Annotated in this window: 22 protein-coding genes; 12 read left to right on the plus strand and 10 right to left on the minus strand. The window is 58.3% G+C overall.

Annotated features, from left to right (window positions below):
- Positions 1–143 precede the first annotated feature (143 nt).
- Positions 144–1,109: a DUF3179 domain-containing protein gene (locus ACR1XU_RS01695; protein ID WP_480907407.1), complete on the plus strand. Its 966-nt coding sequence runs from the start codon at positions 144–146 to the stop codon at positions 1,107–1,109.
- 21 nt (positions 1,110–1,130) lie between these two features.
- On the opposite strand, the gene aqpZ is transcribed toward ACR1XU_RS01695, so the two are convergent.
- Positions 1,131–1,820 (minus strand): aquaporin Z, encoded by a 690-nt coding sequence (gene aqpZ, locus ACR1XU_RS01700; RefSeq protein ID WP_480811741.1) that lies wholly within the window; start codon positions 1,818–1,820, stop codon positions 1,131–1,133.
- 359 nt (positions 1,821–2,179) lie between these two features.
- On the opposite strand from aqpZ, the gene ACR1XU_RS01705 reads away from it, so the two are divergent.
- Complete coding sequence (locus ACR1XU_RS01705; RefSeq protein ID WP_480907405.1) at positions 2,180–2,944, plus strand: hypothetical protein; 765 nt, start codon at positions 2,180–2,182, stop codon at positions 2,942–2,944.
- Between the two features lie 77 nt (positions 2,945–3,021).
- Here ACR1XU_RS01705 and ACR1XU_RS01710 read toward each other — a convergent pair whose 3' ends face one another.
- The 4 genes from ACR1XU_RS01710 to ACR1XU_RS01725 form a co-directional block, all read right to left on the minus strand.
- A complete protein-coding gene (locus ACR1XU_RS01710; protein ID WP_170610317.1) occupies positions 3,022–3,522 on the minus strand; it encodes a bactofilin family protein in 501 nt (166 codons plus the stop codon).
- Entirely contained in the window at positions 3,512–4,837 is a 1,326-nt protein-coding gene (locus ACR1XU_RS01715; RefSeq protein ID WP_321252372.1) for a M23 family metallopeptidase, read from the minus strand. Before ACR1XU_RS01715 ends, ACR1XU_RS01710 begins: the two co-directional genes overlap by 11 nt.
- Positions 4,838–5,019: 182 nt before the next feature.
- On the minus strand, positions 5,020–5,832 hold the full coding sequence (locus ACR1XU_RS01720) for a ferritin-like domain-containing protein (RefSeq protein WP_480907455.1): 813 nt from the start codon (positions 5,830–5,832) through the stop codon (positions 5,020–5,022).
- A 94-nt stretch (positions 5,833–5,926) separates the two neighbouring features.
- On the minus strand, positions 5,927–6,388 hold the full coding sequence (locus ACR1XU_RS01725; RefSeq protein WP_170610321.1) for a peroxiredoxin: 462 nt from the start codon (positions 6,386–6,388) through the stop codon (positions 5,927–5,929).
- A 72-nt stretch (positions 6,389–6,460) separates the two neighbouring features.
- Here ACR1XU_RS01725 and ACR1XU_RS01730 point away from each other — a divergent pair, with 72 nt between their 5' ends.
- The 4 genes from ACR1XU_RS01730 to ACR1XU_RS01745 all read left to right on the plus strand — a co-directional run bounded on the left by ACR1XU_RS01730 (position 6,461) and on the right by ACR1XU_RS01745 (position 13,003).
- Positions 6,461–9,841 (plus strand): YhdP family protein, encoded by a 3,381-nt coding sequence (locus ACR1XU_RS01730; RefSeq protein WP_480907402.1) that lies wholly within the window; start codon positions 6,461–6,463, stop codon positions 9,839–9,841.
- A gap of 44 nt (positions 9,842–9,885) precedes the next feature.
- Positions 9,886–10,932, plus strand: coding sequence for a tRNA preQ1(34) S-adenosylmethionine ribosyltransferase-isomerase QueA (queA, locus tag ACR1XU_RS01735; RefSeq protein WP_480907400.1), 1,047 nt, complete (start codon positions 9,886–9,888; stop codon positions 10,930–10,932).
- Positions 10,933–11,044: 112 nt separating this feature from the next.
- Positions 11,045–12,316, plus strand: coding sequence for an MFS transporter (locus tag ACR1XU_RS01740; protein ID WP_170610327.1), 1,272 nt, complete (start codon positions 11,045–11,047; stop codon positions 12,314–12,316).
- Positions 12,317–12,424: 108 nt separating this feature from the next.
- Entirely contained in the window at positions 12,425–13,003 is a 579-nt protein-coding gene (locus ACR1XU_RS01745; RefSeq protein WP_170610329.1) for a DUF924 family protein, read from the plus strand.
- Here the strand turns inward: ACR1XU_RS01745 and ACR1XU_RS01750 are convergent.
- Positions 13,000–13,434: a hypothetical protein gene (locus ACR1XU_RS01750; protein ID WP_170610332.1), complete on the minus strand. Its 435-nt coding sequence runs from the start codon at positions 13,432–13,434 to the stop codon at positions 13,000–13,002. The genes ACR1XU_RS01745 and ACR1XU_RS01750 overlap by 4 nt on opposite strands.
- A gap of 215 nt (positions 13,435–13,649) precedes the next feature.
- Here ACR1XU_RS01750 and lpdA point away from each other — a divergent pair, with 215 nt between their 5' ends.
- Complete coding sequence (gene lpdA / locus ACR1XU_RS01755; RefSeq protein WP_170610335.1) at positions 13,650–15,044, plus strand: dihydrolipoyl dehydrogenase; 1,395 nt, start codon at positions 13,650–13,652, stop codon at positions 15,042–15,044.
- A gap of 137 nt (positions 15,045–15,181) precedes the next feature.
- Here the strand turns inward: lpdA and ACR1XU_RS01760 are convergent, their stop codons facing one another.
- On the minus strand, positions 15,182–16,567 hold the full coding sequence (locus ACR1XU_RS01760) for a dipeptidase (protein WP_480907398.1): 1,386 nt from the start codon (positions 16,565–16,567) through the stop codon (positions 15,182–15,184).
- Positions 16,568–16,894: 327 nt separating this feature from the next.
- Here ACR1XU_RS01760 and hemA point away from each other — a divergent pair, with 327 nt between their 5' ends.
- The 4 genes from hemA (at position 16,895) to ACR1XU_RS01780 (ending at position 21,519) form a co-directional block, all read left to right on the plus strand.
- Complete coding sequence (gene hemA / locus ACR1XU_RS01765; RefSeq protein WP_170610341.1) at positions 16,895–18,118, plus strand: 5-aminolevulinate synthase; 1,224 nt, start codon at positions 16,895–16,897, stop codon at positions 18,116–18,118.
- Positions 18,119–18,248: 130 nt separating this feature from the next.
- Positions 18,249–19,463, plus strand: a complete 1,215-nt coding sequence (locus ACR1XU_RS01770) for a helix-turn-helix domain-containing protein (RefSeq protein ID WP_480907395.1) — start codon at positions 18,249–18,251, stop codon at positions 19,461–19,463.
- Positions 19,464–19,534: 71 nt separating this feature from the next.
- The gene (gene ispG / locus ACR1XU_RS01775) at positions 19,535–20,656 is read left to right on the plus strand and encodes a flavodoxin-dependent (E)-4-hydroxy-3-methylbut-2-enyl-diphosphate synthase (protein WP_480907393.1); all 1,122 of its coding nucleotides are present in this window, start codon (positions 19,535–19,537) and stop codon (positions 20,654–20,656) included.
- Between the two features lie 14 nt (positions 20,657–20,670).
- Positions 20,671–21,519 (plus strand): SDR family NAD(P)-dependent oxidoreductase, encoded by an 849-nt coding sequence (locus tag ACR1XU_RS01780; protein ID WP_480907392.1) that lies wholly within the window; start codon positions 20,671–20,673, stop codon positions 21,517–21,519.
- Between the two features lie 151 nt (positions 21,520–21,670).
- Here the strand turns inward: ACR1XU_RS01780 and ACR1XU_RS01785 are convergent, their stop codons facing one another.
- The 3 genes from ACR1XU_RS01785 to ACR1XU_RS01795 form a co-directional block, all read right to left on the minus strand.
- Positions 21,671–23,107, minus strand: a complete 1,437-nt coding sequence (locus ACR1XU_RS01785) for an arylsulfatase (RefSeq protein ID WP_480907390.1) — start codon at positions 23,105–23,107, stop codon at positions 21,671–21,673.
- A gap of 200 nt (positions 23,108–23,307) precedes the next feature.
- Positions 23,308–24,066 carry a DsbA family protein gene (locus tag ACR1XU_RS01790; RefSeq protein ID WP_480907388.1) on the minus strand — a complete coding sequence of 253 codons (759 nt, stop codon included), beginning with the start codon at positions 24,064–24,066 and terminating at the stop codon, positions 23,308–23,310.
- Positions 24,063–25,442: a M48 family metalloprotease gene (locus ACR1XU_RS01795; RefSeq protein WP_480907387.1), complete on the minus strand. Its 1,380-nt coding sequence runs from the start codon at positions 25,440–25,442 to the stop codon at positions 24,063–24,065. Before ACR1XU_RS01795 ends, ACR1XU_RS01790 begins: the two co-directional genes overlap by 4 nt.
- Between ACR1XU_RS01795 and ACR1XU_RS01800 the strand changes: the two genes are divergently transcribed.
- Positions 25,441–26,604 (plus strand): aminotransferase class I/II-fold pyridoxal phosphate-dependent enzyme, encoded by a 1,164-nt coding sequence (locus tag ACR1XU_RS01800; protein ID WP_170610360.1) that lies wholly within the window; start codon positions 25,441–25,443, stop codon positions 26,602–26,604. The genes ACR1XU_RS01795 and ACR1XU_RS01800 overlap by 2 nt on opposite strands.
- Positions 26,605–26,648 lie beyond the last annotated feature (44 nt).

The following is a 26,648-nucleotide window of genomic DNA, read 5'->3' on the forward strand; positions in this document are numbered from 1 at the left end:
ATGGTCCTGGCTGTTGATAGAAACTGAATTGGGTGCCAGCGGAAGTTTCTTTACCCCGATCCGGTGAATTCAATTTTGCGTGTATCGGTCTGGTCCAAGGGGGAAAGCTGCGTCAGCATGACAGAACGTCAAGAGGTGGGCTGATGCGCGTTCTCTTTACATGTGCGTTGATGATTTGGGCCACGGCCACAGGAGCCGGTCCTGATGAATGGCGTGCGGAATGGCCGGAGACCGATTTCAGAAAATCCGCAATAGCGAACTGGTCCGAAATCCGGTCCGGTGGCCCACCGAAAGATGGGATTCCGGCATTGGACGATCCCGGCTTTGTCCGCGTTTTCAGCGGCTCGCTTGCAGATGTCGAACCTGTGATAACTGTGGAACTGGCGGGAGCCGCGCCACGCGCCTATCCAATCCGCTATCTGATGTGGCATGAGATCGTGAACGACCGTATCGGCAGCACCCCCATCGCCGTTACATTTTGCCCGCTTTGCAACTCGGCCATCGTGTTTGATCGGCGATTGTCCAATCGTGTGTTGAGTTTTGGCGTCACCGGCAAACTGCGTCATTCCGATATGGTGATGTATGACCGCGAAACCCAAAGCTGGTGGCAGCAGGCGACGGGTCAGGCCATTGTCGGACGCATGACAGGTCGCGAACTCAGGACTTTGCCGGTTTGGATGGAAAGCTGGGCCGATTTCAGCGCCCGCAATCCCGACGGGCTGGTGATGGCAGAGCCCGCCTACAACCGCGACTATGGGCGGAACCCCTATCGGGGCTATGACACGTCGCGTCGACCGTTTCTGTACTCCGGACAAGACCCGCCGCACGGTATCCCACCGCTTGAACGGGTCGTTCGGGTGGGGGACAAGGCGTGGCCCCTGACGCGCCTGAGCGAAGAACATGAAGTGCAGGAAGCGGGGCTGACGATACGGTGGTCACCGGGTCAGGCCTCGGCGCTGGACACGGGACGGATAGCAAAAGGGCGTGATATCGGATCGATCCGCGTGCGGAATGACAAGGGCAGGGACGTTGTCCACGATGTCATGTTTGCCTTTGCCTTTCATGCCTTCTGGCCGAACGGGCAATGGATGGTCGGAGGCCGCCCTTAACGGCCTCCGACAGAATTCACCCTAGTCTTCCGGGGACATTACTTTCCAGATTACCGCTCCGATCGCGGCCCCGATCAGCGGCGCGACCCAGAACAGCCACAGCTGCGCCAGCGCCGGACCATCCGCAAACAGCGCCACACCAGTCGACCGCGCCGGGTTGACCGACGTATTCGTGACCGGGATCGAGATCAGGTGGATAAGAGTCAGGCCCAGACCGATGGCAATCGGGGCAAAACCCGCAGGCGCGCCGGCAGACGTCGCACCCAGAATGATCAGAATGAAGAACGCCGTCAGAACGATCTCGATGACCAGTGCGGACATCATCGAATACCCTTCGGGCGATGCGTCACCGTACCCGTTCGATGCAAACCCGCCCACGCCTTCAAAACCGGGTGCACCGCTGACGATCATATACAGAACAATCGCCGCAACAATCGCGCCAACCACTTGCGCGCCCCAGTAGGGCAACAGATCCTTGGCCGGAAACCGCCCGCCAATCATAAGCCCCAGGCTGACGGCAGGGTTGAAATGTCCGCCTGAAATATGCCCGACTGTATAGGCCATTGTCAGCACGGTCAGGCCGAACGCAAAGGAAACGCCCAGCCAGCCAATACCAACATCAGCTACACCTGCAGCAAGTACCGCACTGCCGCACCCGCCCAGCACCAACCAGAAGGTGCCGAAAAACTCTGCCATTAGTTTTGATGACATCAAAAGTCCTCCAGAAAACAATGATTTTCAGGTTAATTCAAAAAACACGTTTTGTGAAACTAATGGAATCGGAGAGCTTTTTTGCCAAAGCGGGCCGCACTCAACAGACCATCGAGGACGCTCTGGCTCCGCTGCTCATTCGCCTGAGCATAGTGGGCGCGAAACCCGCGTCGCATAAGCATCCTGAGCTGATGTTCTATTGACCGCCGCCAGTTGCCGACTGCGGCAAGAGCATTACATCCGAGGCCCGAGATATTGTGTAAATTCCTGATGAGTGTTTCTGTGACGGGACCTCGGCAGTAAGTCTTGTTCAGTCGTTTGCGATCAAGGTCAAATCTTGGATGGGTCAAAAACAAAAAATGCCACCTAGTGCAAAGCTTCCCAGGGACCATCCGTTCGTCGGTGTCATCGAAGATGCATATCGCGTTTTTTCCCACCCCAAGCCAACACGAACCGGCGTCTGCGAAGGGTGCTGCATGGAGGCGTCCATCGAAGCGGATTTCTTCAATCCGGATATTGAAGACCTGCCTCTGCACTACATTCGGGATTGGTTCTTTGCGGCATGTGATCCGAAAGGCATCGATAAGACAATTTGGGCCTATCTCCTGCCACGTATACTGGAAGTGCTGGCATGTGATGAAGACGTCAGCTCGAACGGGCTTGAAGTCAGCCTGAGCCGGTTTGAAACCGGCAACCCGGATAACTGGTCAGCCGAGGAATGGAATGTGCTCGATCGGTTTCAGCGCCTCTTCCTGATGCGCGAGATCGACCGGCAAGGGCATGATTACCTGGATGATACGATCTGTATGTTCAGCCTGGGTGGGTGGCCATTGGAAACCCTGCTGGCGCAGGTTGCGGATGTTGCCGATGACAAGCTGGTCTGCCGTTTCTGGAACGACTGGTGCGCCGGTCGCGTACCTGGTCGCGAGGCGATTTGGATCACCGCCTTTTGGCCAAGCCCGAACAACTCCAGAATATTCGACTTCTACACATCAAAAGAGATGCATCAGAGGTTTGAGAAGCTGGCTTTTGCAGACGACACCAAGGCAGGACTTGCCGAAAAGGCAATAGCAGTTGCGGGAATCATAGAAACCAATGCCACGTGGAACCAGCGTGAGACCTAGAAGGCCCGGATGCAGTCAAAGAAAAACGCCGCAGTGTTGCTGCGGCGTTCTCCAGACTATTGCTGTTTCAGCACAGGTTACTGGCTGACTTCCGCTGCCGGGTTAGCACCCGACTTGCCGCTGCGGCCAGGGTTCAGCGGGTCGTCCTGACGCTGCACCGAACCTTCGAAATGCGCACCGCTTTCGATGGCGATGGTCTTGTGGATAATGTCGCCTTCAACCCGTGCGGTCGAAGTCAGGCGGACCTTCAGGCCGCGGACCCGGCCGACAATGCGGCCATTGATCACCACGTCATCGGCAGTCACTTCACCCTTGATGGTGGCCGTCTCGCCAATGGTCAGCAAATGGGCGCGAATATCGCCTTCGACGGTGCCTTCCACCTGGATGTCGCCGGACGTCTTGATGTTGCCTGTGATGTGCAGGTCCGACGACAGAACCGATGCTGGTGGCTTCGGCTTGGGCGGAGTGCTGGCCTTGGTCTCGGTCGAGGTGGGTGCTGCCGGTGTTGCCGGGGCGGCCGGCTTGGCCGCTTCAGGTGCCTTGGAACCGGGCTCGTTGATTTTGCTCTTAGAAAACATTTCTCGCAGCCTTGATGTAAGTCATTGGGTTCACAGGTCTCCCGTTCGACCGCACCTCATAGTGCAGATGCGTGCCGGTTGACCGTCCGGTGCTACCCATATCAGCAATATGATCCCCGCGCGAGACCCTTTGACCGACCTTCACCCGGATCTTTGTGTTATGAGCGTAAAGTGTCTCAAGTCCGAACGCGTGCTTGATCTTTACCAGCCGCCCAAAACCGGATTGCCAGCCTGCATGGGTGACAACGCCATCGGCCGTGGCAAAGATATCCGTGCCGTGCGGTCCGGCAAAATCTGCACCATTGTGCATGCGGCGCCCACCGGTTTTGGGGTCACGACGGGTGCCATAGCCACTGGTGTATCGCACCGCGGCACGCACCGGGCTCGCAAAGGGCGCTTTTTCCGCCGCAATACGGTAGAGGTTCAACTGGTCCATCTGCTGCAGCAGACGGTTCGCGCGGATTTCTTCCGGAGATAACTCCTCACCGCGCGTGCTGAAGGATAAAGGGGTCAGCGGACCGCCCATACCGCTATATCCGCGCCGGACCTCTTCGATGATACGGTCTGTGGGCATACCTGCCTGCTGGAACATCTTGTCCAATGGCTCGACAGAAATGACCATCGCTTCTTCCAGTTGCCGGAAAATCTCGTCGCTGCGCTCCTGCATCAGGCGGATTTCCAGTTCAAGCTCGTCACGCTGATCCAACGCATCGCGGGCATTGGCGGCGATCTGATCGCGTTCCTGCGCCGTCCGCGCCAGCGCTTCGGTCATGAAACCCATTTGCGCGGGGTTCGCGGCAGCGGCCATGTAGACGTCGCCCCCGTCGGTGCCCTGTTGCACTTGGGCCAACTCGGTTCGCGCCTCTTCGCGCTGCTTCATCGTCGCGCGCAACGTGGTCTGGATCACGTCAATACCGGTTTCCAATTCACGGCGGCGATTTTCCGATGCCAGCAGTTCTGATTGCATGACGGAAATCTGCTCAAGCGCGGCGTTGAACCGGTCCTGCGCGGCCAATGCCTCCTGTGCGCGCGCGTCGCGTTCTTCCGAGATGATATTCAGCCGTTCCTGATATGTCGCCTGATCGCGCCTTGCCTGATCGCGGAAATTGCCCGACCCGATACTGTCCATCAGCAGGATCGCCGTGGCAACGGCGGTCCAGCCGACCATGATGGCCACACCGGCAACCGCCGCAATCTGGGTTTCGGAACTCAGCCGTATGAACCGGGTGTCCTGGTCGGATTTCAGAAAAACTCTGCGCTCGGGAAAGTGCCGCTCGAGCAGTGAGTGAATTTTGATTGCCAGACGTGTTCGCACGCGTCTTCCCTCTCTCGTCCCCATTTTCGGGACCGGTCGTGAGTGATAGCCGTCCCTTGGGCGAAGTGCATAGAGGGCCGGTTCGATTTGGGCAAGTTTGTTGACCGGAGAGACAACTTAACAGCCGGTAACGGGCCAATTGTCGGCGGGATTTTGCCTAAACAGCCGCATTGGCCCCCAGATCATGTGCTTCCCGGCAATGGCATCTCTTCAGTGAGGGGCCAGTAGAAATCCGGGGGCAGCCCGGCTTCGGCGCGTTTCTCTTCGTTGAAAGGTGGTTTCAGGGCGCCATGAAAGTAGCGCCGGACAAGCTGGTGGAACACGTCTTTTGGGTCGGCGTTTTCGCGTCCACACAGAAAATGAAACCATTTCGAGCCGTACGCCACGTGGCCGACCTCTTCGGCATAGATCACCTCAAGCGCGGCGATGGCTTCATCTGCACCAGCCTTGCGGAAGATTTCGATCATGCCCGGCGTGACGTCCAGACCACGTGCCTCCAGCACCATTGGCACCACGGCCAGCCGCCCCATCAAATCGTCGGCCGTATCTTCAGCCGCGCGCCACATTCCGGCATGGGCGGGCAGGGCGCCATAGAAACTACCCATCTGTTCAAGGCAATCACAGACCATTTCGAAATGGCGCGACTCCTCTTCGGCGCATTTGACCCAATCGTCATAAAACCCGATCGGCATGGGGATGTGACCGAACCGGGCGATGATATCCCAGTGCAGGTCCACTGCATTCAGCTCGATATGGGCCACTGCGTGTAACAGCGCGATGCGACCGGCCTCGGAGCCGGGGCGGCGTTTGGGTACGTCGCGTGGTGACCGCAGTTCGGGCCTTTCCGGCCGGGCCGGGTTCAGAGGTGGCGTGGCGGTGCCGATTTCAATCCCGGGCGCTTCACCCTCGCGGGCAGCAAACCATGTGGCGGCATGGCGCTTGGAAAGCGCGGTCTTGGCCCGCCCATCTGCCGTGTTCAGAACTTCGGTCGCCATTGTCGTCAGCGTGTCGGACAAGTGTATCCTCCGCAGTAGCCTAGTGTCGCGCGGTTGATAGACCGTATGGTCGCCTGGGTCGAGGGGGCCGAACCTAAAGTGCGCGTACAGCCTCCAGCACCTCGTCGACGTGACCGGGCACCTTGACCTTGCGCCAGACCCGGGCGATCCGACCATCAGCGTCGATCAGAAAGGTTGATCTTTCGATCCCCATGGATTTGCGCCCATACATGTTCTTTTCCACCCAGACCCCGTAGTCCTCGCAAGTGGTCGATCCCTCGTCTGACAACAGCGGTGTGGTCAGTCCATGCTTGGCGACGAATTTGTCATGCTTAGCAACACTGTCTCGCGAGATGCCGAAAACTTGAGCGCCAGCTTCCGCAAAGCTCTGAAGTTGTTCCGAGAAACCGATGGATTCCTTGGTGCAGCCCGGCGTATCATCACGGGGGTAAAAGAATAAGACGACGGCTTGGCCGCGCAGGTCCGACAAGGTAATTTCACCGCCTCCGTCCCGTGGCAGGGCGAAATCGGGGGCTATGTCTGAAACATCGGGCATTGGAAACTCCGTTGAATTGGTCAAGTTCGGTTTAGCGGACTATAGGGCGGCACGAGCAGGTTGAAAGGTGTAGTGAACGCTTTGACGGAAAACGAAGAACAGCAGACCGGAGAGGCTCGCCAGCCTCCACGCCGGCGGTCACGCCGCCGCGCCGCCAGCCTGTGGGCGATGCGGGGTGTCGCGCTGTTGGTTCTGCTGGGTCTTTTCACCGGATTTATGGTTCTGGGCCAGACAATGCATGCGCCCGCCTGGCTGCGCGACCGGGTCGAAGACCGCCTGGAGAGGACGCTGGGCGGGCTGCAGATCCGCTTTGGGGATGTCACTTTCGTTATCCATGAAGGGTGGCGACCTAGATTGCGGCTGAGCGACGTAAGTATCAGCGATGCGGCAGGTCAGCAAATCGCACAGGTTTCTGACTTGCAGGCCAGCCTGGCGATGCGCCCCCTGTTGCGCGGTAACGTGCGGCCCAAGCGTATCATGCTCAGCGGTGCCCAGATCGACCTGACCCGGGGGTTGGACGGTGCGCTGACGCTGACCGTCGGCTCCGGCAGCGCGCCGGTTCAAGAGGCGCCCGATCTGGCACAACTGATCGAGGAAGCCGACGAGATATTCCTGTCGCCGCTCCTGTCCGCTCTGACGTCGGTGGAACTGGATGCGATTACTCTGGGCTACCAGGATTTGCGCCTGGGCCGGTCCTGGGTTCTGGACGGGGGCCACATTCAGGCCATTCGCAGCGCGGGAGAGATGCGGCTTGCCACCGGGTTTTCGGTACTGACCGGGCGCGATTACGCCAGCACGATCGAGGCAAATTACACAAGTACACTGGGTTCGCCGCAGGCCAGTTTCGGCATTTCCATTACTGATCTGCCCTCCGAGGATATTGCCGGGCAAAGTCTGGCACTGTCGTGGTTGCAGGTGCTCAAGACCCCGATCTCTGGCGCGTTGCGCGGCAGTTTCGATCCCGAAGGTGCTTTGGGTCCGGTGTTTGCGACGCTGAACCTCGGGGCGGGTGCTGTGCAGCCCACAGCGGAAATCAAACCGATCCCGTTTGAAGCCGCGCGCACGTATTTCACCTACGATCCCAAAGGCCAGACGCTGGATTTCAACGAGGTGTCCATCGAGTCGGCATGGGGGTCCGTACATGCCGACGGCAAGGCGTTTTTGCACGGTCTGGAAAATAATGTGCTTGAAAGCCTGTCATCGCAGCTGAGGCTCAGCGCCATCCGGATCAACCCGGCCAATCTGTTTCCCAAGACGCTCGAACTGTCGCGTGCCGAGCTTGATTTCCAGATGAAGCTTGCCCCATTTCGTCTGCGACTTGGCCAGATGGTGATTGAGGATGGCAGCCACCGTTTGCTTGCGTCGGGACGGCTGGAAGGTCTGACCGATGGCTGGGCCGGAGGGCTGGATGCCCATTTGGATAAAATGCCGTCCGACGATCTGTTGAACTATTGGCCCGAGCGTCTGGCGCCCAAACCCAGGAAATGGGTTTCCGAGAACGTCTACCAAGGCGATCTTTCAAACGTGGATTTTGCTTTGCGGCTGAAACCGGGAGTTAAGCCCGATATCTATCTGGACTTCGGGTTCAGTGAAACGACTGTCCGATTTGCAAAAACGTTGCCTCCGGTCCAGGACGCACAGGGGCAGGCAAGCCTGCTGAGCGACCGGTTCACCGTGACCGCGCAAAGCGGGGTCGTGATCCCTGACGTAGGTGGGCCCGTGGACGCATCGGGCACGTCCTTCATTATTCCTGATACAGCCATCAAGAAGTCCTCTCCGGCCATCGCACGTATTCAGGCAAGCGGCAGCACAACGGCGGCCCTGTCACTGCTTGAGCGCCCACCATTGCAACTGATGAGCAAGGCAAATCTGCCGGTTGAACTGGCGGATGGCGACCTGAAGATTGAAGGCACGCTGGCCTTGCCAATGCACAAGGGGCTGGATTTTGAGGATACCGAGTTTCATTTCACCGGTGAGTTGGGAAACCTGTTCAGCGACCGGCTGGTGCCCGGCTTCACCGTCAGCGCGGACCGTCTGACGCTGACCGGTGATCAGAACGACATTGCCATTGAAGGTTACGGTTTGTTCGGTGCTGTGCCGGTACAGGCGCGCTGGAACCAGCCGATTGGCACCGGCGGTGCGCAGCGCAGCACCTTGAGCGGCCAGATTGAACTCTCACCCCGCCTTATGGATGAACTCAAGGCCGGCCTGCCAAACGGGATGCTGACCGGGCAGGGGACGGCCGATTTCGATTTGGGTATCGGTGGAGGAGAGCCGCCAAGGCTGACGGCGACGTCTGATCTTGTCGGCGTTGGTCTGGCGATACCGGAACTTGGTTGGCGTAAAGCTGAAGGAAGCGGGGGCACGATGGATGTCGAAGCGACGCTCGGCGATCAGTTGAAGGTGGATCAGTTGCAGATCGACGCAGCAGGGCTGCGCAGCAAGGCGTCGATTTCGTTCCGCGAAGGGGGGGCGTTCGACCGGGTCAGCTTCAGCTCGTTCGATTTGGGTGATTGGCTGGCCGTGCCTGCCGAACTGATCGCACGCGGGGCCGGGGCCCCGGACATTCGGGTGCTGGGCGGTGTCATGAACATGGCAAAAGCAACCTTTGGCCAAAGCAGTGGCGGTGGTGGTGCAGGAGCCGGGCCGAGACTGAACGTCGCGCTGGATCGTCTGCAGATCACGGAAGCCGTTGCATTGACCGGTTTCAAAGGCGCGTTTGCGACAACCGGGGGGGTCAACGGCGGTTTCACTGCACAGGTCAATGGCGGGGCGACCGTACAGGGTCAGGTCACGCCGCGCGCGGGGCGCAGCGCCGTTACCCTGAAATCACAGGACGCGGGGGCGGTTTTGCGCTCGGCCGGGGTGATAACGCAGGCGCGGGGCGGAGGATTTGACCTGCAACTTGAACCGGTTGCAGGTCCCGGAAATTACGACGTTATCCTGAAGATCGTAGATACGCGGATCAAGGATGCGCCAGCCATGGCGGCGCTTCTGAATGCCATCAGCCTGGTGGGGCTGGTGGATGAAATGGCGGGGCAGGGCATTTTCTTTTCGGCAATCGACAGCCGGATGCGGATCACGCCGACAGAGATCAAGGTGCTCAGCGGCAGCGCGGTTGGGCCGTCGATGGGCCTGTCTTTTGACGGAAGCATTGATACGGTTGCCCAGCGACTGAACTTGCGCGGGGCGATCTCACCCATCTACCTGGTGAATGCCATCGGTAGCGTTTTGACCCGAAAGGGCGAAGGTGTGTTTGGCTTCAATTACACGCTGAAGGGGCCGCTGACGAACCCCAAGGTTTCTGTGAATCCTTTGTCGGGTCTGGCGCCCCTGTTTCTGCGGGACCTGATGCGCGCCCCTGCACCTACCGTGTCGGATGGCCCGAATGCCCAGGCACCCAAGCCGGATGAACCCAAACGCACCTACGGTTCCCCTCCAAAAGATCATTAAACGCAACTGTGGCCGAATCTATCGCGGCCTTGTATGGCGCGGCCATGAAACTCAGTGATTTTGATTTCCATCTGCCCGAAGACCTGATTGCCACGCGGCCCGCCAACCCGCGTTCCTCGGCCCGTTTGCTGGTGGCGCAGGGGGATTCAATTTCGGACGGGCATGTGTTCGATCTGCCCGATTGGTTGGAGCCCGGCGACAGGCTGGTGCTGAACGACACGCGTGTGATCCCCGCACGCCTGAACGGACGCCGCCATCGCAACAGCGCACAGGGGCCGGTATCGGCCGCGATCGAGGCGACTTTGCTGGATCCGCAGGCCGATGGCACATGGTCCGCTTTGGTCAAACCGTTGAAGAAGGTGAAGCCGGGTGAGGAAATCCGCTTCTCGGACCAACTGAGCGCGACGCTGGAGACCGTCGCAGACGGACAGGCCTTTTTACGCTTCAACCTGACGGGCCAGGATTTCGATGCGGCGCTTGAACAGGCCGGTGCGATGCCTTTGCCCCCTTACATTGCAGCGAAACGTCCGGCGGACGATCAAGACAAGACCGATTATCAGACGATCTGGGCCAGAAATTCGGGCGCTGTGGCCGCTCCGACCGCGTCGTTGCATTTCGATGAAACCTTGATGCAGGCGCTGGCGGACCGGGGTGTTTCGATCACTCATGTCACTCTGCATGTCGGGGCCGGAACCTTCCTGCCAGTCAAGGTCGAGGATGTCAAAACCCACAAGATGCATGCAGAATGGGGCAGGGTCAGTGCCGAAGCCGCCGCCGATATCCGGGCGACCAAAGCCGCGGGCGGGCGGGTCATTCCTGTGGGAACCACTGCATTGCGTCTGATCGAAAGCGCGGCCCGAAATGGCGAGATCGAAGCCTGGGAAGGGGATACGGATATCTTCATTTATCCCGGCTTTCGTTTTAACGTCACAGATGCGCTGATGACCAACTTCCACTTGCCGAAATCCACTTTGTTGATGCTGGTTTCGGCCCTGATGGGACAGGATCGGATGCGCAAGGTCTACGCGAACGCAATCGCCCGGAAGTATCGCTTCTTTTCGTACGGAGACGCGTCGCTTTTAATCCCGTGAATGGCGCGTTCGCTGGATCAGGCGCTGGCAATATCATAGACAAGCACGATCAGAGTGTTTTTTGATCTGACTGCGGTGCGGACAGATAGATTGGCAATTTTCGGAGGCCCCGATGCTTCAGGTTCTTTCCAGCGCATGGGCGCTTCTTCTCGGTATGGGGTTGCTGATGATCGGCAACGGCCTGCAGGGTACAATCCTGGGTGTCCGCGGCGAAATCGAAGGGTTCTCGACCCTCGAGATGTCCTTTGTTATGTCGGCATACTTCCTTGGGTTTCTGGGTGGGTCCCGTCTGGCGCCAGAAATGATCCGGCGAGTTGGCCATGTACGTGTTTTTGCGGCGCTCGCCTCGTTCATCTCGGCTGTGATGATCATGTACCCGATGCTGACCGATCCGATCGCCTGGATTCTCGGGCGCGTGGTAATCGGTTTCTGCTTTTCCGGTGTTTATGTGACCGCTGAAAGCTGGCTGAACAATGCGGCCAGCAATGAAAACCGCGGGCAGGCGCTGTCGCTGTATATGATTGTGCAGATGGCGGGGATCATCAGTGCTCAGGCCCTTATGCTGGTCGGCGACCCGGCAGGCTATGAGACATTCGTGATCGCATCGATCCTTGTTTCGGTCTCCTTTGCGCCCATCTTGCTGTCGATTTCACCGACCCCGGCATTTGACACCGCCAAACCCATGACGTTGCTTCAGCTAATGGGGATATCACCCCTGGGCTGCGTGGGCATGTTCCTGCTGGGTGGCGTCTTTTCAGCTCAGTTCGGCATGGCCGCCGTTTACGGCGCGCGGGCAGGGCTTTCGCTGGTCGAAATCTCGACCTTTGTCGCCTCGTTTTATATCGGCGCGATGGTACTGCAATACCCGTTGGGTTGGTTTTCCGACCGTATGGACCGGCGTGTGCTGATCCTTGTCGTCGCAACGCTGGGTGGCTGCGGGTCAACAGTGGCCATGCTTTTCGGCGTATCGTTTCCAATCCTTCTGGGCGCGGCCTTCCTGATCGGCGGAATGTCCAACCCGCTTTATTCCCTGCTGATTGCCCACACGAACGACTTCTTGGACCACGATGACATGCCCGCCGCATCCGGCGGTCTGGTGTTTATCAACGGGCTTGGAGCAATTGCAGGCCCGCTGATCACCGGTTGGCTGATGGGCGATGCGATCTTCGGGCCACCGGGCTTTTTTCTGTTTATTGCCGCACTGTTATTCGTGATGGCCTTCTATTCGCTATACCGTATGACACAGCGCGCTTCTGTACCGGTCGACGAAACTGGCACCATGTCGACCCTTTACCCGACGGCTTCGCCTGTGGCGTTTGAATTGGCGCAGGAGGTTGCCATCGAAGCCGCCGAAGCCGAGCAGGCTGAGCGGGTTGATGCCTAGGACACAGATTTATGTCGCAAGTGTTGCAATATGTTACTGTAACACTTCTGTAAAACGGCCTTAAATGACGTTACGTCCCTGGGGAGGACAATGCACGGAGTGACGGCAATGGTTACGCCTGAAGAAGTATTGAGTTTTTGGTTAGATGAAGTTGGCCCCGAAGGATGGTATATTCAGGATGACGCGCTGGACGCGAAAATCCGGGACAAGTTCTTAAAAACCTGGGAAGCCGCGAAAGAGGGCAAGTTTTCTCTTTGGCTCACCTATCCCAGCGGTGCTTTGGCCTACATCATTTTGACGGACCAGTTCCCGCGAAACATGTTCCGGGGCTCTGGCAAGGCATTCTCGACGGATCGTGCAGCGCTGGCGGCTGCGAAATGTTCGGTCGACAAAGGCTGGGATCTGAAGATTGATGAACCCGCCCGGCAGTTCTTTTATCTGCCGATGATGCATTCGGAAAATCTGTGTGATCAGGAACGGTGTGTACGCCTGATTTGTCAGAACCTCAGCGAATGCAACCCGGGCAACCTGTTGCACGCCCGCGCGCATCGCGAAGTTATCCGCAAGTTCGGTCGCTTTCCCTATCGCAACGAAGCGTTGTCGCGGCAGATGACGGAACATGAGGCCGCTTATGTAAGCAAAGGTGGCTACGGGTCCACCGTTCGCGAATTGCAGGCCGCAAGCTAGGACGCAGGTTTACACTCACGGATCGCGATGACTCTGTCGGCGATAGCGTCGGCAGATGTATGAATTGCATTGTTGATCAAATCGTCCGGGGACTCTGACAGATCAGTGAAGCGCTCCTGAACCAATTGCAGACGATCCTGTGTTTCTTGCAACCGATCCAGTGCGGTTGTCACGCGTAGTTTTACTGCGCTATCCAGAACGTCACCATTTACATGGATCAGTGTCAGTTCATCCCGCAACCCCTTGATCTCATCCCTGATACCTTGTGCCTGTTCCTGCAGGGGCGCCACGACCTGCAGCTTTTCAGCAAACCCGGTTGTTATCCCTTCGAGGGTTGAAGCCAGCTTCCATCCCAAAAACAGGCACAGCGCCAGCAGAAGCAAAGTCGCGTTCAGCAGGGCAAGTACAAGATCCTTAAGCGTTTTGGCCATAAGTCATCTTTCTATAGAAGCTTGATCAGGAAAGGCCGGAGAACTCCGCCGCTTTTGTTCTAACGCCCGTTCTTCCGTCGGTATAGGCAGAAATCCGCGTCTTTCGATTTGGGTGACCTTGCGTCGCTTTTGTCGCGGAGACTGTATATTGATGCATTGCAGGGAATAGTTTAATGGTAAACTAATTTTCAATCGACCTGCGCCGAGAGGAACACATGGCAGCACAATCTTTTGATCTGATCGTAATCGGTGCCGGTCCCGGCGGATATGTCGCTGCCATTCGCGGCGCACAGCTGGGTCTGAAAACCGCTGTTGTCGAACGTGAACATTTGGGGGGCATCTGCCTGAACTGGGGATGTATCCCGACAAAGGCGCTGCTGCGGTCTTCCGAAGTTTTCCATCTGATGGAACGCGCGAAGGATTTCGGCCTGAGCGCGGATAAGGTCGGCTATGACCTCGACGCGGTCGTCAAACGCTCGCGCGGCGTTGCAGCCCAACTGTCGGGCGGAATTGGACATCTTCTGAAGAAAAACAAAGTCACCGTCGTGATGGGTGAGGCAACAATCCCTGCCAAAGGGAAAGTCAGCGTCAAAACCGACAAGGGGACCGAGGAACTGACCGCCAAGAATATCGTCCTGGCCACCGGTGCCCGTGCGCGCGAACTGCCGGGCCTCGAGGCCGACGGCGATCTGGTCTGGACATACAAGCATGCGCTGCAACCACCGCGGATGCCGAAAAAGTTGCTGGTCATTGGTTCCGGCGCAATTGGCATCGAATTTGCCAGCTTCTACAACACGTTGGGTGCCGACACGACCGTAGTTGAAGTCATGGATCGGGTTCTGCCGGTTGAAGACGCGGAAATCAGCGGTCTGGCGAAGAAGGCATTTACCAAGCAGGGCATGAAGATCATGGAAAAAGCCATGGTCAAGCAACTGGATCGCGCGAAGGGTAAAGTCACGGCCCATATCGAGGTCAAGGGCAAGGTCGAAAAGCACGATTTTGATACCGTGATTTCTGCCGTGGGCATTGTCGGAAATGTTGAAGGCCTGGGGCTCGAGGCGCTGGGCGTCAAAATTGACCGAACCCATGTTGTGACGGACGAATACTGTCGCACCGGAGTCGATGGTCTTTATGCGATTGGTGATATCGCCGGTGCGCCCTGGCTGGCGCACAAGGCCAGTCACGAAGGTGTCATGGTCGCAGACTTGATCGCAGGTCAGCACGCACACCCGGTGAAACCTGAGAGCATTGCGGGATGCACCTATTGCCAGCCGCAGGTTGCATCTGTCGGCTATTCTGAAGCCAAGGCAAAGGAACTTGGGTATGACGTAAAAGTCGGCCGCTTCCCCTTCATCGGTAACGGTAAAGCCATCGCTTTGGGTGAACCGGAAGGTCTGATCAAGACCGTCTTCGACGCCAAAACGGGCGAACTTCTGGGGGCGCATATGATCGGCGCGGAAGTCACCGAACTGATCCAGGGCTATGTTGTGGGGCGTCAGCTGGAGACCACGGAAGAAGATTTGATGAACACGGTCTTCCCACATCCGACCCTGTCAGAGATGATGCATGAGAGTGTTCTCGATGCCTATGGGCGTGTAATCCACATGTAGCGCATCAGGGGGCGCTGCCCCCGCCGCCCTATGGGCGAATCCCCCGGGATATTTTAGAGCCAGATGAATGAAGGATCCCCAGTTCATCTGGCCCCAAATATCCCGGAGCGCGAGACAGAGCCTCGCCTAAAACCGGTTCAGCGGGTCAGGGCGTCAAGAATACGGGCCCATGAGCGGATGCCTTTGTGAAAGCTTTTCACGTCGTATTTTTCATTCGGTGAGTGAATAGCATCGTCGTCATTGGCATATCCGACCAGCATCGAATCCAATCCCAGAACCGTATTGAAATAGCCAACCACAGGGATCGATCCGCCCATGCCGGTGAAGACCGCTTCGCGATCCCATTCATCCGAAAGCGCGCCGCGCGCCGCTTCGAACTCAGGGCGGTCAAGGTTCATGACCGAAGCGGGGGATCCCTCCAGATCGCTGTCCCAAACTACTTTGGCATCGGGTGACAGGCGGTCTTCGACATGTTTGCGGATTTTGTTGCGCAACGCGTCAGGGTCCATGTCGCCCACCAGACGGCAGGTGATTTTGCAATGCGCCTCGGACGGGATAACGGTTTTCGATCCCGCGCCGTTGTAGCCCCCCCACAACCCGTTCACCTCAAGCGTTGGGCGCGCCCATTGCTGTTCCAGCGTGGAATATCCCTTTTCACCATGCGGCTGTGTGTACCCGACCGAGTTCAGGTATTCGGCTTCGTCAAATCCGCAGCCCTCCCACTGGCGCAACTGTTCGGCGGGAACTTCGTGGACGCCCTCATAGAAGCCATCAACCGCAACGCGTCCAGTTTCATCGTCATAGAAAGAGGCGACGATTTTCGACAGCTCACGCAAAGGATTCAGGCCCGGGCCGCCATAGTGGCCCGAGTGCAGATCGATGCGGGGGCCGACGATGGTGAATTCGTCTTTCAGCATTCCGCGCAGCTGCGATGCAATCGAAGGCACACCGCGCGATACCATGGATGTGTCGCAAACCAGGGCCAGGTCAGCCTGCAATTCCTTTTTGTTGGCCTCAAGGAACGGCACCAGCGATGGCGATCCAGACTCCTCTTCACCCTCGAAAAAGAATGTTATGCGGCAGGGCAGTTTCCCGTGAACCGCTTTCCAGGCGCGGCAAGCTTCGACAAAGGTCATCAACTGGCCCTTGTCGTCCGAAGAGCCGCGCCCGCGAATGACCTGACCATGTTCGGTGTCTTCCAGCGCCGGGTCGAAGGGATCGCGGTTCCAGAGGTTCAGCGGGTCGACCGGCTGCACATCATAGTGACCATAGAAAAGAACATGCGGGGCGTCATTGTCGTCACCAACATGACCGACAACCATGGGGTGACCAGGTGTCACGCGTTTTTCGGCGTCGATACCGATACTTTGCAGGTCGGATACCAGCCAGTCTGCCGCCTGATCGACCTTTTCCTTGAAGGCCGGGTCTGTCGAGATCGAGGGGATGCGAAGAAACTCCATCAGACGGTCGATAGAAGTGGTCAGATCGTCGTCGATCCTGCTCAGAACAGCGTCAAGCGGCATTGCTTTCTCCTGAATGGTTGTGAATTTGCGCGGAGCCTACCAGTGCTGGCCGCGCCGTCCAGTGTGTATCGACGGGAATTTGGTCTATACTGATGAAATCGAAGTGCCAAACACGGCGGCCTGCGTCGTTTCCTCGCGTCTGATGGCCGTAACTTTACTTGTCTGCCGTTGTGATAGGGGATAGTTGATGCAAATCAAAGTGGCCCGCCCCGCAACACGGATAGGCAGACGGGGTAGGAACCTGGCCGCTATGGCCTGAAAAGGTGCCAGTTGATAAAGTAAGTTACCCGGTTGTGGACGACCAGATCGGGGTGCAAGGAGAGACCGGTGGATTATACAGCTCAGCTCGATTCAGCGATTGCCAGGCTACATGAAGAAGGGCGCTACCGGACCTTTATCGACATCGAGCGTCGCAAGGGCCATTTTCCCCATGCTGTACGCACTTGCCCGGATGGCTCGCAGCAAAACATCACTGTTTGGTGCGGCAACGATTATCTGGGGATGGGCCAGCACCCGGTCGTTCTGGACGCCATGCACGAGGCGGTGGATGCAGCCGGAGCAGGCTCGGGCGGAACGCGCAACATTTCAGGCACGACGGTCTACCACAAACGGCTGGAAGCTGAACTGGCTGACCTGCACGGCAAGGAAGCTGCGCTGCTGTTTACCAGTGCTTATATCGCCAACGATGCGACGCTCAGCACGCTGCCGAAACTGTTCCCCGGTCTGATCATCTATTCCGATGCGCTGAACCATGCCTCGATGATCGAAGGCGTGCGCCGCAACGGCGGGGCCAAGCGGATCTTCCGTCACAACGACGTCGCACATCTGCGTGAGCTGCTGGAGGCTGACGACCCGGCCGCGCCCAAGCTGATTGCATTCGAATCCGTATATTCAATGGACGGCGATTTTGGCCCCATCGAAGAAATCTGCGATCTGGCCGATGAATTCGGCGCGCTGACCTATATCGACGAAGTGCATGCGGTTGGCATGTACGGCCCGCGCGGCGGTGGCGTGACCGAGCGTGATCGCCTGGCGCATCGCATCGACATTATCAATGGAACGCTCGCCAAGGCTTATGGTGTGATGGGTGGGTATATCGCCGCCAGCGCAAAAATGTGCGATGCCGTGCGTTCTTATGCGCCGGGCTTCATCTTCACCACCTCTCTGCCGCCTGCGGTTGCAGCCGGGGCGGCGGCTTCGGTCGCTTATCTCAAGCGGGCGCCCGAACTGCGCGAACAGCATCAGACGCAGGCAAGCATCCTCAAGCTGCGGCTTAAGGGGCTTGGTCTGCCATTGATCGATCACGGCAGTCACATTGTTCCGGTGATTGTCGGAAATCCGGTACACACGAAAAAGCTGAGCGATATGCTGTTGGACGATTACGGCATTTATGTGCAGCCAATCAATTTCCCAACTGTCCCCCGTGGAACCGAGCGTCTTCGGTTTACCCCTTCTCCAGTGCATGGTCCGAACGAAATGGACCGCCTTGTACACGCTATGGACGAACTTTGGTCACATTGTGCGCTAAATCGCGCCGAACTTGCAGGTTAATATAACACCAAAGTGTGCAACGTGTTTGACGCGTGTTAAGCTAACGGCAACAAAAGCATCGGACGAATCGTTTTGGGGATGATTCGCCGTTAGCGTGAAACACACGCGAAGGCAGAATGGGGCAGCAGGAATGATTGGGCGCAGATCTCAGCGCGATTCCGAACAGGATACCGACGTCAGACCGAAGGGTTTTGACGACTACGAGGTTCGGCTGGGTGATGTGATGCGTGGCGAACGCGCCACAATGGGCAAGTCGCTTCTGGATGTTCAGCGCGAGTTGCGGATCAAAGCCAACTACATCGCTGCGATAGAAAACGCCGACCCTGACGCCTTCGACACGCCCGGCTTTATCGCCGGGTATGTGCGTTCTTACGCGCGTTATCTGGGTATGAACCCGGATGATACCTTCGCCGCGTTCTGCCAGGAAAGCGGGTTCGAGGTTGCGCACGGCATGTCGGCCGAAGCTTCGGTCATCCGCAAGGGTACAGGCAATCTGCCATCCCGGGGACCGATGGGCCGTGACCCGTTTATTTCTCCGAACACACCGTATCTGCCCGGCAGGGAATCGTTCGTAAGTCAGATCGAGCCGCGCGCCATAGGATCTTCACTGGTTCTTGTGGCTGTCATCTGCGGCATTGGATATGGCGGCTGGTCGGTTCTGAATAGGATTCAGCAGGTTCAGGTCAGCCCGGTCGAACAGGCACCGGTGGTTCTGTCCGACCTTGATCCCTTGGATGCCGCGGGTTCGAAAGAAGATGTTCAGGAAGTGGCGGCACTGGAGACACCCAGCGCCGAGGCACTGGACCGCCTTTATCGCCCGCAGGCTTTGGACGTTCCGGTTCTGGTCGCGCGTGACGCACCGATTTCGACCCTTGATCCGCGGGAAGTGGGCGCCTTCCGGCCGCCGGAGCTGCCCGAAATTCAGCTGGCCGAAGTTCACACTGTCGAACGCCCCTCGCTGCCGCAGGTGGTCGAACAGATCGACACTACCCTCAAGATCGTAGCTGTAAACCCATCCTGGATGCGGATCACGGCGGCGGATGGCAGCATTCTGTTCGAAGGGACGCTGGGCACGGTCGAAAAAGGCAGTACATTCCAAGTGCCGCTGACCGAAGAACCGCCTCAATTGCGGGCAGGAGCATCGGGCGCGGTTTACTTCTCGATGAACGGTGAACACTTTGGTCCTGTTGGGGCACCCGGTACAGTCACCAAGGGTGTCGTGCTGTCGAAAGACGCGGTGGCCGAGCGGTTCCAGGTTGCCGACCTTGAGGCAGAACAAAACAGTGCGCTCAAGCAACTGGTCGCCGAGTTGCAGACGCAGGCGGCAGAAACTCCGTCCGAGTGATCTTGCCATTGCGATAGCGCCGTTGCCGGACTATCTAAAGTCGCAACTCTGGCTGTTCTGGACCCGTCCTCATGTCGCTCAATCACGTTCGTCCGTGGCGTAACATCTACCGCCGCAAATCCCGTCAGATCATGGTCGGAGATGTCGCCGTAGGTGGTGATGCACCGATCGCGGTTCAGACGATGACGAACACCCTGACAACGGATGTGGCGGCCACTGTGGCACAGGTGCAAGCCGCAGCCGAGGCCGGCGCGGACATCGTGCGGGTGTCGGTCCCGGATGAGGCGTCATCGAAAGCGCTGAAAGAGATCGTGCGCGAAAGCCCGGTACCGATTGTGGCCGATATCCACTTTCATTACCGCCGCGGCATCGAAGCGGCCGAAGCCGGCGCTGCCTGCCTGCGGATCAACCCCGGCAATATCGGCGACGAGAAACGGGTGAAAGAAGTAATCAAGGCCGCGCGCGACCACAATTGTTCGATCCGGATCGGCGTGAACGCAGGTAGCCTGGAAAAGCACCTGCTTGAGAAATATGGCGAACCATGCCCCGAGGCGATGGTGGAAAGCGGGCTGGAGCATATCCGCATCCTGCAGGACAATGATTTCCACGATTTCAAGATCAGCGTAAAGGCCAGCGACGTGTTCCTGTCCGCAGCGGCCTATCAGGGCATTGCCGAAGCAACGGACGCCCCGATCCATCTGGGGATCACCGAAGCTGGCGGACTTGTCTCGGGTACAATCAAGTCCGCAATCGGTCTGGGCAACTTGCTGTGGATGGGCATTGGTGACACGATCCGTGTCAGCCTGTCGGCTGACCCGGTCGAAGAGGTGAAGGTAGGATACGAAATCCTGAAATCGCTGGGCCTGCGCCATCGTGGGGTGAACATCATCTCATGCCCGTCGTGCGCGCGCCAGGGATTCGACGTGATCAAGACAGTCGAAGCGCTGGAACGGCGGCTTGAACACATCAAGACCCCGATGAGCCTTTCCATCATCGGCTGTGTCGTGAACGGCCCCGGTGAGGCGCTGATGACAGATGTCGGCTTTACCGGCGGTGGGGCCGGCTCGGGCATGGTCTATCTGGCCGGCAAGGCCAGCCACAAGATGTCGAACGATCAGATGATCGACCATATTGTTGAACAGGTCGAGAAGAAGGCGGCTGAGTTGGATGCCGCACAGGAGGCCGCCGAGTAAACCAGAGGTCAGCGATGTATGAAAAGGCAATCGAACAAGGCGGTGTCGCCGTTGTCACAGGGGCGGCCAGCGGTGTAGGGCGCGTTGCGGCCCTTAGGTTTGCGCAAAGCGGGCTTAGCGTCATTCTGGCGGATTTGCCGGGGGACAAGCTGAACGAGGCCGTGGCAGAGGTCAGTGCCAGCGCTGCTGAAGGCGCGCAGGTCATTGGTGTTGCCACCGATGTCTCCAAACAGGAAGACATCGACGCACTGGCCGAAACGGCCTTTGCAACCGGTCCGGTTGCAGTTCTCATGAACAATGCCGGGGTCGGTCTGCCGACCAAAGCGTGGTCGGAGATGGAGAACTGGCTGAAACTGCTGGAAATCAACTTTCTGGGCGTGTTGCGCGGCGTTCAGGCCTTTCTGCCCCGCATGATCGAGGCGGACCGGCCGGCAGTCGTGATCAATACCGGATCAAAGCAGGGTATCACGACTCCGCCCGGCAATCCCGGCTACAATGTGAGCAAGGCCGCCGTGAAAGTGCTGAGCGAGCAGTTGGCGCATGAGTTGCGCGAGGCGGGCGCACCGATATCGGTGCATCTGTTCGTTCCGGGCTTTACCTACACCGGGATGATCGCCGCCTTTCTGCCGGAAAAGCCTGCCGGGGCCTGGACAAGCGAGCAAACGGTAGATCATTTCATCCATCGTATGGCGAACGGGGATTTCTACATCCTTTGCCCGGACAATGACGTGGACCAAACCCGCGACGCGCGCCGGATCGCGTGGAATGTCGAGGATATCACCCAGAACCGTCCGCCCTTGTCCCGATGGCACCCCGACTTCGCCGAAGGGTTTGCAAACTTCGAAAACACCGGGAAAAAATAACAAAGGCCGCGCGGAGCCATCCCTTTGCGATTGATGATGCAGCGTCGGGCCGAACGCATTGTAGGCGCGACGCCATGTCGAAAAGCAGCGCCCGAAGATATCTTCGGCCGCTGTCTGCGACGGATGTCAGCTATGCGTAAAAGGCCGCCATTCAGTTTTTGGGTGGTTCGTAGGGGTCCGGCGTTCCTGGGGGGATCGGAGGAAATTCCTCGAATGTAGCAAGGTGTTCCTGTAGCTGTGGCAACGCCTTTTCGACTGCCCAAGTGTGCGGGAAGAGCACGCTTTCGCGTTCATGCGGATCATTCAGAAGGTTGTAGACCCTTGGTGTGTCGAAAGACTCTGTCGCTCCAAAAGCCGTTGTGTTCTCTTTGAACAGAACTTTCCAGTCCTTCCATTTTACGCCGAATATCTGTTCGCCCATGTAAACGATCACGCCTTCTCGGTTCGATCTCGGCTGGATGCCCAGAAAGAACTCGGACTGGTCGATGCCATCAATTGCCCGGTCCTCCGGCACTTTGCCGCCTGCGAATGCCGCCAGTGTTGGATAAAGATCCATCGAGTGGACAACGTCATTGCTTTCTGAACCAGCGGGAATCTTCCCCGGCCACTTGATTGCGAAGGGCACGCGCATGCTTCCTTCGAGGCTGGTGAACAGAGTGCCCCGCCAAGGCCCCGCAGTGCCATGTACCGCAGGAACCGGCGAGACATTGGCGTTTCCAACCGGAAGAGCTTCAGGGCCGTTGTCAGCAGTAAATATCACCACGGTGTCGTCGGAAACACCTGCCGCCTCGATCGCATCAACGATGCGCCCTATATAGGTATCTGTTTGAAGTAGAATGTCGGCCCAGACACCGTTTCCAGTGGTCCCTACAAATTCTTCGGACACGATGTTTGGATAATGGGTCTGCGTGTAAGCAAGATAGATGAAGAAGGGTGCATCTTCCGCACTCTTGGCTTTGATGAAATCGATGGCCTTGATTGTCAGGTCGCCATCTATCTCGCCGCGATAGTCCAAGTCATAGTCCCGCGCAACGGTCGCCGGTTCGCCCGCAATTCCCTGCATGACAACAGGCTCGTCCATGTTGGCTTCGGCAAAGCCCGCAAGCGAACGCCAGACCGTGACGTCCGTGGTTTCAACACCGTAAAACTCGTCGAAGCCTTGGTTCGTTGGAAAGCGGCCTTCGGTCCAGCCTAGGTGCCACTTGCCGTACATGGCCGTGTTATACCCTGCTTCCTTAAGCATCTCGGCCATTGTGATTTCCCACTGGGTCAGACCGTAAACGCCACCTCCAAGTGGGACTGTATGGTTGCCACTCCGAATGCCGTAACGACCGGTCATAGTCGCTGCACGGGAAGGAGTGCACTGACTTTCCACGTTGAAGTTCGTAAGCCTAAAGCCCTCAGCGGCCAGAGCGTCCATTTCCGGAGTGGCTGTGCCACGAATTATTCCACCGCCGTTGAACCCTGGCTCACCCCATCCAAAGTTATCGAGAAATATAAAGACAATATTGGGCTTGTCCTGAGCCGAGACGACAGTGCCCATTAGGAGAGATAGCAACAGTAGGAATGTTCGCGAAAACCGCTTCATGACGACGCTCCAAACAAATATCATTCGTTCGAGACTGGCGAAAAAGGGTGCCTGCGGTCAAGAATGACAGTCAGTTTCGGGCTCGAAGCGGCAATTGCGCTTCGAGCCTTCAAGGTTCTCACATGCACCATTTACCGCAAAGGTCTGGCGCGCGAAGCGGCCTATTCTTCAATGAACATCAGAGGGTAATCCCGGAATCGTTACCCTTGTTCGGCCCGAACACCGTCCGCAATCTGTTGCATCTGTTCGGCAGGCAGGTAGCCGCGCAGCAGTTCGGTGCCCAGCACGAACGACGGGGTGCCGGAAATCCGCATGCGTTGCGCCAGTTCTCGGGTTTGGGCGATCTCTTTGGAAACCGCGTCACTGTCCATGGCGGCGATGATGTCGTCGGTTTCGAGACCCAGACCATCCGATAGACGACGCAGGGTGACTTCGGTGGGTTCGCCTGTGAATTCCAGCAGCGCATCGTGCACCTGCTTGTAGGCATCTGCACCTGCGACATGTTTGGTCGCCACGGCAAAGCGGGACGATATCATCGAAGCTTCGCCAAGGATTGGGAACTCCTTGATGATCAGCCGGATGTTCCCGTCTTCCGCCAGCAGAGCATCCACTTCGGGAACCGCACGGCGGCAATATCCGCAGCGATAGTCCATGAACTCGACCAGAGTGATGTCGCCATCGGGGTTTCCGCCCACCCAGCTATAGCCGTCATTGAACAGGTCCTCGGCATTGGCTGCGACCAGTTCCTGGTCTGCCACGGCCTCGGCGGCAGCGTTGCGCTGCTCCAGAATGTTGATCGCCTCGAGGATCACCTCGGGGTTTTGCAGCAGGTATTCGCGAACCTGTGTACCGAACTCGGCCTTTTCGGCGTCGCTCATGTCGTTCAGGTCCAGCGCCTGCACCGGTCCGGTGATCAGGGAAAGCCCGACAAGGGCCATGGCTGCATGTCTGAGGATCATCTGCGTTTCCTTTTCTTTTCTACCTGTTCCGAGGCTATCAGCACATCCTGCGCCCTTTGCCACCCCGGAGACCCTTCGGGCAATTGCCTTATGGCCCGTTTTGCGTGGATGCCTGCATCGGCCATGCGACCTTGCAGGGCATATCGTTCCGCTGTCACAACCGCGGCCATTCCGTTGTTGCCGACCTGAGAATAGGCAACCCCCAGATCCTGCATCAGCCGACCGTTTCGATAATCGCGCGCGCGGGCTTTTTCAAGCGTTTGCAGGGCGTTCTCGGTTTGCCCTTGCGCCAGCAGCGCACGCCCGTACCCGGCGAGGATAAGTGAGTCGTTCGGGGCCATTTCAACAGCACGGCCGTAGGCGGCAACAGCCTGATCCATCTGCCTGTTTTCCAGCAATATCTGCCCCTTGAGTTCGTAGTAGTACGGATCGTCCGGGCGAATGGCCAGTGCCCCGTCAATCGCCGCGCGCGCCGCGGCAAGATCTCGGTTCTGGTGGTGCGCTGCTGCCTGGCGCATCAGGCGAATATCCTCCGCGCTTTCCTCGCGCGCGCGTCGCATTGTCCACGCGGGTGATCGCAGAAACGCAGACAGCTTGCCCTTGACGCGGGCAAACCAGTAGTCGGCATTGGCGTTGTGGGTCGAGTTGTCTCCGAACTCGTCAAGAAACGCCTCGGCCGCGCGCAGGCGTTCCCGGCTGGTGGGGTGGGACCGTGTATAAGGATCCTGATTTGCCTCGCTCAGCAGTTCCTGGCCGGCAAACTTGCGATGCAGGGCCACCATGCCCTTTGGTGAGATGCCCGCCCATCGCAGATAACCCGCCGCGCTGCGGTCTGCCGATGCCTCTTCGGCGCGTGTATGCCCCAGAAAGCTGCGCAGGGCCGAACCGGAGGTCCCGGCAGCGATGCCGCCCGCTGCTTCGCCACCGCCCGCTGCGGCGACAATCAGCGCCAAAGCGGTTCCCAGAGAAGCATTGCGCTTTGCGGCGCGCAGGTTTTCCACACGTCTGGCCAGATGGCCATTTGCGATATGTGCGGCCTCATGTGCGATGACAGCCTGCAGCATCTCGGGGCTGTCGACGGTCAGGATCAGCCCGTAGTTCACGTAGATAGCGTTGTAGTCGATGACGAAGGCGTTGAACGTCTTGTCGTGGACCACCAGAATCCGCACCCTGTTCGTGTTCAGTCCAGCCGCCCGCAGCACCGGAAACGCCAGTTCCCGCAATCCGTGTTCGATGTCAGGATCGCGGATCAGGCCCTGCGACTTGGCAGGAACAGCGCCCGTTAACCATGTCACCGCGATCAGTAACATGGCCGGGATTGACGCCAGCCTGGATACGCGTTCAAAAGCCATGGCCGCAACATGGGAGATAGCCATGAGAAACTCAACCCGATCCGGGGTCGATCCCTTCATCGTGATGGATGTGATGGAAGCCGCGCGCCGCGCCGAAGAAGCAGGACGCCATATCATCCACATGGAAGTCGGGCAGCCCGGAACCGGTGCCCCCAAAGGCGCAGTCGAGGCTTTGGCGTCGGCCATGGGTCAGTCGCCGCTGGGCTATACCGTTTCGCTGGGCCTGCCGGCGCTGCGGCAACGGATCGCACAAATGTATGGCGAGTGGTACAATGTCGATCTGAACCCTGACCGGGTGGTGATTACGCCCGGATCTTCCGGTGGGTTTCTGCTGGCGTTCACCGCGCTTTTCGACAGCGGCGATCGGGTCGGTATCGGCGCGCCGGGCTATCCCTCTTACCGGCAGATCCTCAGGGCGCTTGGGCTGGTTCCGGTCGATCTGCCGACCGCGCCGGAAAACCGCCTGCAACCCGTCCCGGCGGATTTCGCGGGGCTTGATCTGCAAGGTTTGATGGTGGCGTCCCCGGCAAACCCGACCGGTACCATGCTGGATCGACCGGCTATGGCCGCGCTGATCGATGCGGCCCACGGACAGAACGCGTCATTCATCAGCGACGAAATCTACCACGGCCTGGAATACGAGGCCAAAGCCGTCACCGCGCTGGAACTGACGGATGAATGCTACGTCATCAACTCGTTCTCCAAGTATTTCTCGATGACCGGCTGGCGGGTCGGCTGGATGGTGGTGCCCGAGGACCAAGTGCGCGTGGTCGAGCGGATCGCTCAGAACATGTTCATCTGCGCCCCACACGCCAGCCAGGTCGCGGCGCTGGCCGCGATGGATTGCGAGGACGAACTGCAAGCCAATCTGGACGTCTACCGGCAAAACCGAGCCCTCATGCTGGATGGGCTGCCCAAAGCCGGATTTACCAATATCGCACCGCCGGACGGCGCTTTCTATGTTTATGCCGATGTATCGGACCTGACGCAGGACAGCCGCGCCTTTGCGGCTGAGATTTTGGAACAGGCCGGTGTGGCGGTGACGCCGGGGCTGGATTTCGATCCCGAACGCGGCCACAAGACCCTTCGATTTTCCTATGCCCGCTCGACGGCGGACATACAGGAAGGGTTGCAGCGGCTGCGCAGCTTCATGGCGGCACGAGGGGCCATCCCGCAGGCAGTGTAACCCGTTCACAAACCGGCGCTGGTACAGTAGGGTCTGCGCAACAC

This window comes from Ruegeria sp. D1(2025), from assembly GCF_056536425.1.

What these genes read in the sequence shown, in the direction of transcription:
- ACR1XU_RS01695 (WP_480907407.1), top strand. Translation starts at nt 144, where the DNA reads ATGCGCGTTCTCTTTACATGTGCGTTGATGATTTGGGCCACGGCCACA.
- aqpZ (WP_480811741.1), bottom strand. Translation starts at nt 1,820, where the DNA reads ATGTCATCAAAACTAATGGCAGAGTTTTTCGGCACCTTCTGGTTGGTG.
- ACR1XU_RS01705 (WP_480907405.1), top strand. Translation starts at nt 2,180, where the DNA reads ATGCCACCTAGTGCAAAGCTTCCCAGGGACCATCCGTTCGTCGGTGTC.
- ACR1XU_RS01710 (WP_170610317.1), bottom strand. Translation starts at nt 3,522, where the DNA reads ATGTTTTCTAAGAGCAAAATCAACGAGCCCGGTTCCAAGGCACCTGAA.
- ACR1XU_RS01720 (WP_480907455.1), bottom strand. Translation starts at nt 5,832, where the DNA reads ATGGCGACCGAAGTTCTGAACACGGCAGATGGGCGGGCCAAGACCGCG.
- ACR1XU_RS01725 (WP_170610321.1), bottom strand. Translation starts at nt 6,388, where the DNA reads ATGCCCGATGTTTCAGACATAGCCCCCGATTTCGCCCTGCCACGGGAC.
- queA (WP_480907400.1), top strand. Translation starts at nt 9,886, where the DNA reads ATGAAACTCAGTGATTTTGATTTCCATCTGCCCGAAGACCTGATTGCC.
- ACR1XU_RS01740 (WP_170610327.1), top strand. Translation starts at nt 11,045, where the DNA reads ATGCTTCAGGTTCTTTCCAGCGCATGGGCGCTTCTTCTCGGTATGGGG.
- ACR1XU_RS01745 (WP_170610329.1), top strand. Translation starts at nt 12,425, where the DNA reads ATGGTTACGCCTGAAGAAGTATTGAGTTTTTGGTTAGATGAAGTTGGC.
- ACR1XU_RS01750 (WP_170610332.1), bottom strand. Translation starts at nt 13,434, where the DNA reads ATGGCCAAAACGCTTAAGGATCTTGTACTTGCCCTGCTGAACGCGACT.
- lpdA (WP_170610335.1), top strand. Translation starts at nt 13,650, where the DNA reads ATGGCAGCACAATCTTTTGATCTGATCGTAATCGGTGCCGGTCCCGGC.
- ACR1XU_RS01760 (WP_480907398.1), bottom strand. Translation starts at nt 16,567, where the DNA reads ATGCCGCTTGACGCTGTTCTGAGCAGGATCGACGACGATCTGACCACT.
- ACR1XU_RS01770 (WP_480907395.1), top strand. Translation starts at nt 18,249, where the DNA reads ATGATTGGGCGCAGATCTCAGCGCGATTCCGAACAGGATACCGACGTC.
- ispG (WP_480907393.1), top strand. Translation starts at nt 19,535, where the DNA reads ATGTCGCTCAATCACGTTCGTCCGTGGCGTAACATCTACCGCCGCAAA.
- ACR1XU_RS01780 (WP_480907392.1), top strand. Translation starts at nt 20,671, where the DNA reads ATGTATGAAAAGGCAATCGAACAAGGCGGTGTCGCCGTTGTCACAGGG.
- ACR1XU_RS01785 (WP_480907390.1), bottom strand. Translation starts at nt 23,107, where the DNA reads ATGAAGCGGTTTTCGCGAACATTCCTACTGTTGCTATCTCTCCTAATG.
- ACR1XU_RS01790 (WP_480907388.1), bottom strand. Translation starts at nt 24,066, where the DNA reads ATGATCCTCAGACATGCAGCCATGGCCCTTGTCGGGCTTTCCCTGATC.
- ACR1XU_RS01800 (WP_170610360.1), top strand. Translation starts at nt 25,441, where the DNA reads ATGAGAAACTCAACCCGATCCGGGGTCGATCCCTTCATCGTGATGGAT.
- ACR1XU_RS01795 (WP_480907387.1), bottom strand. Translation starts at nt 25,442, where the DNA reads ATGGCTATCTCCCATGTTGCGGCCATGGCTTTTGAACGCGTATCCAGG.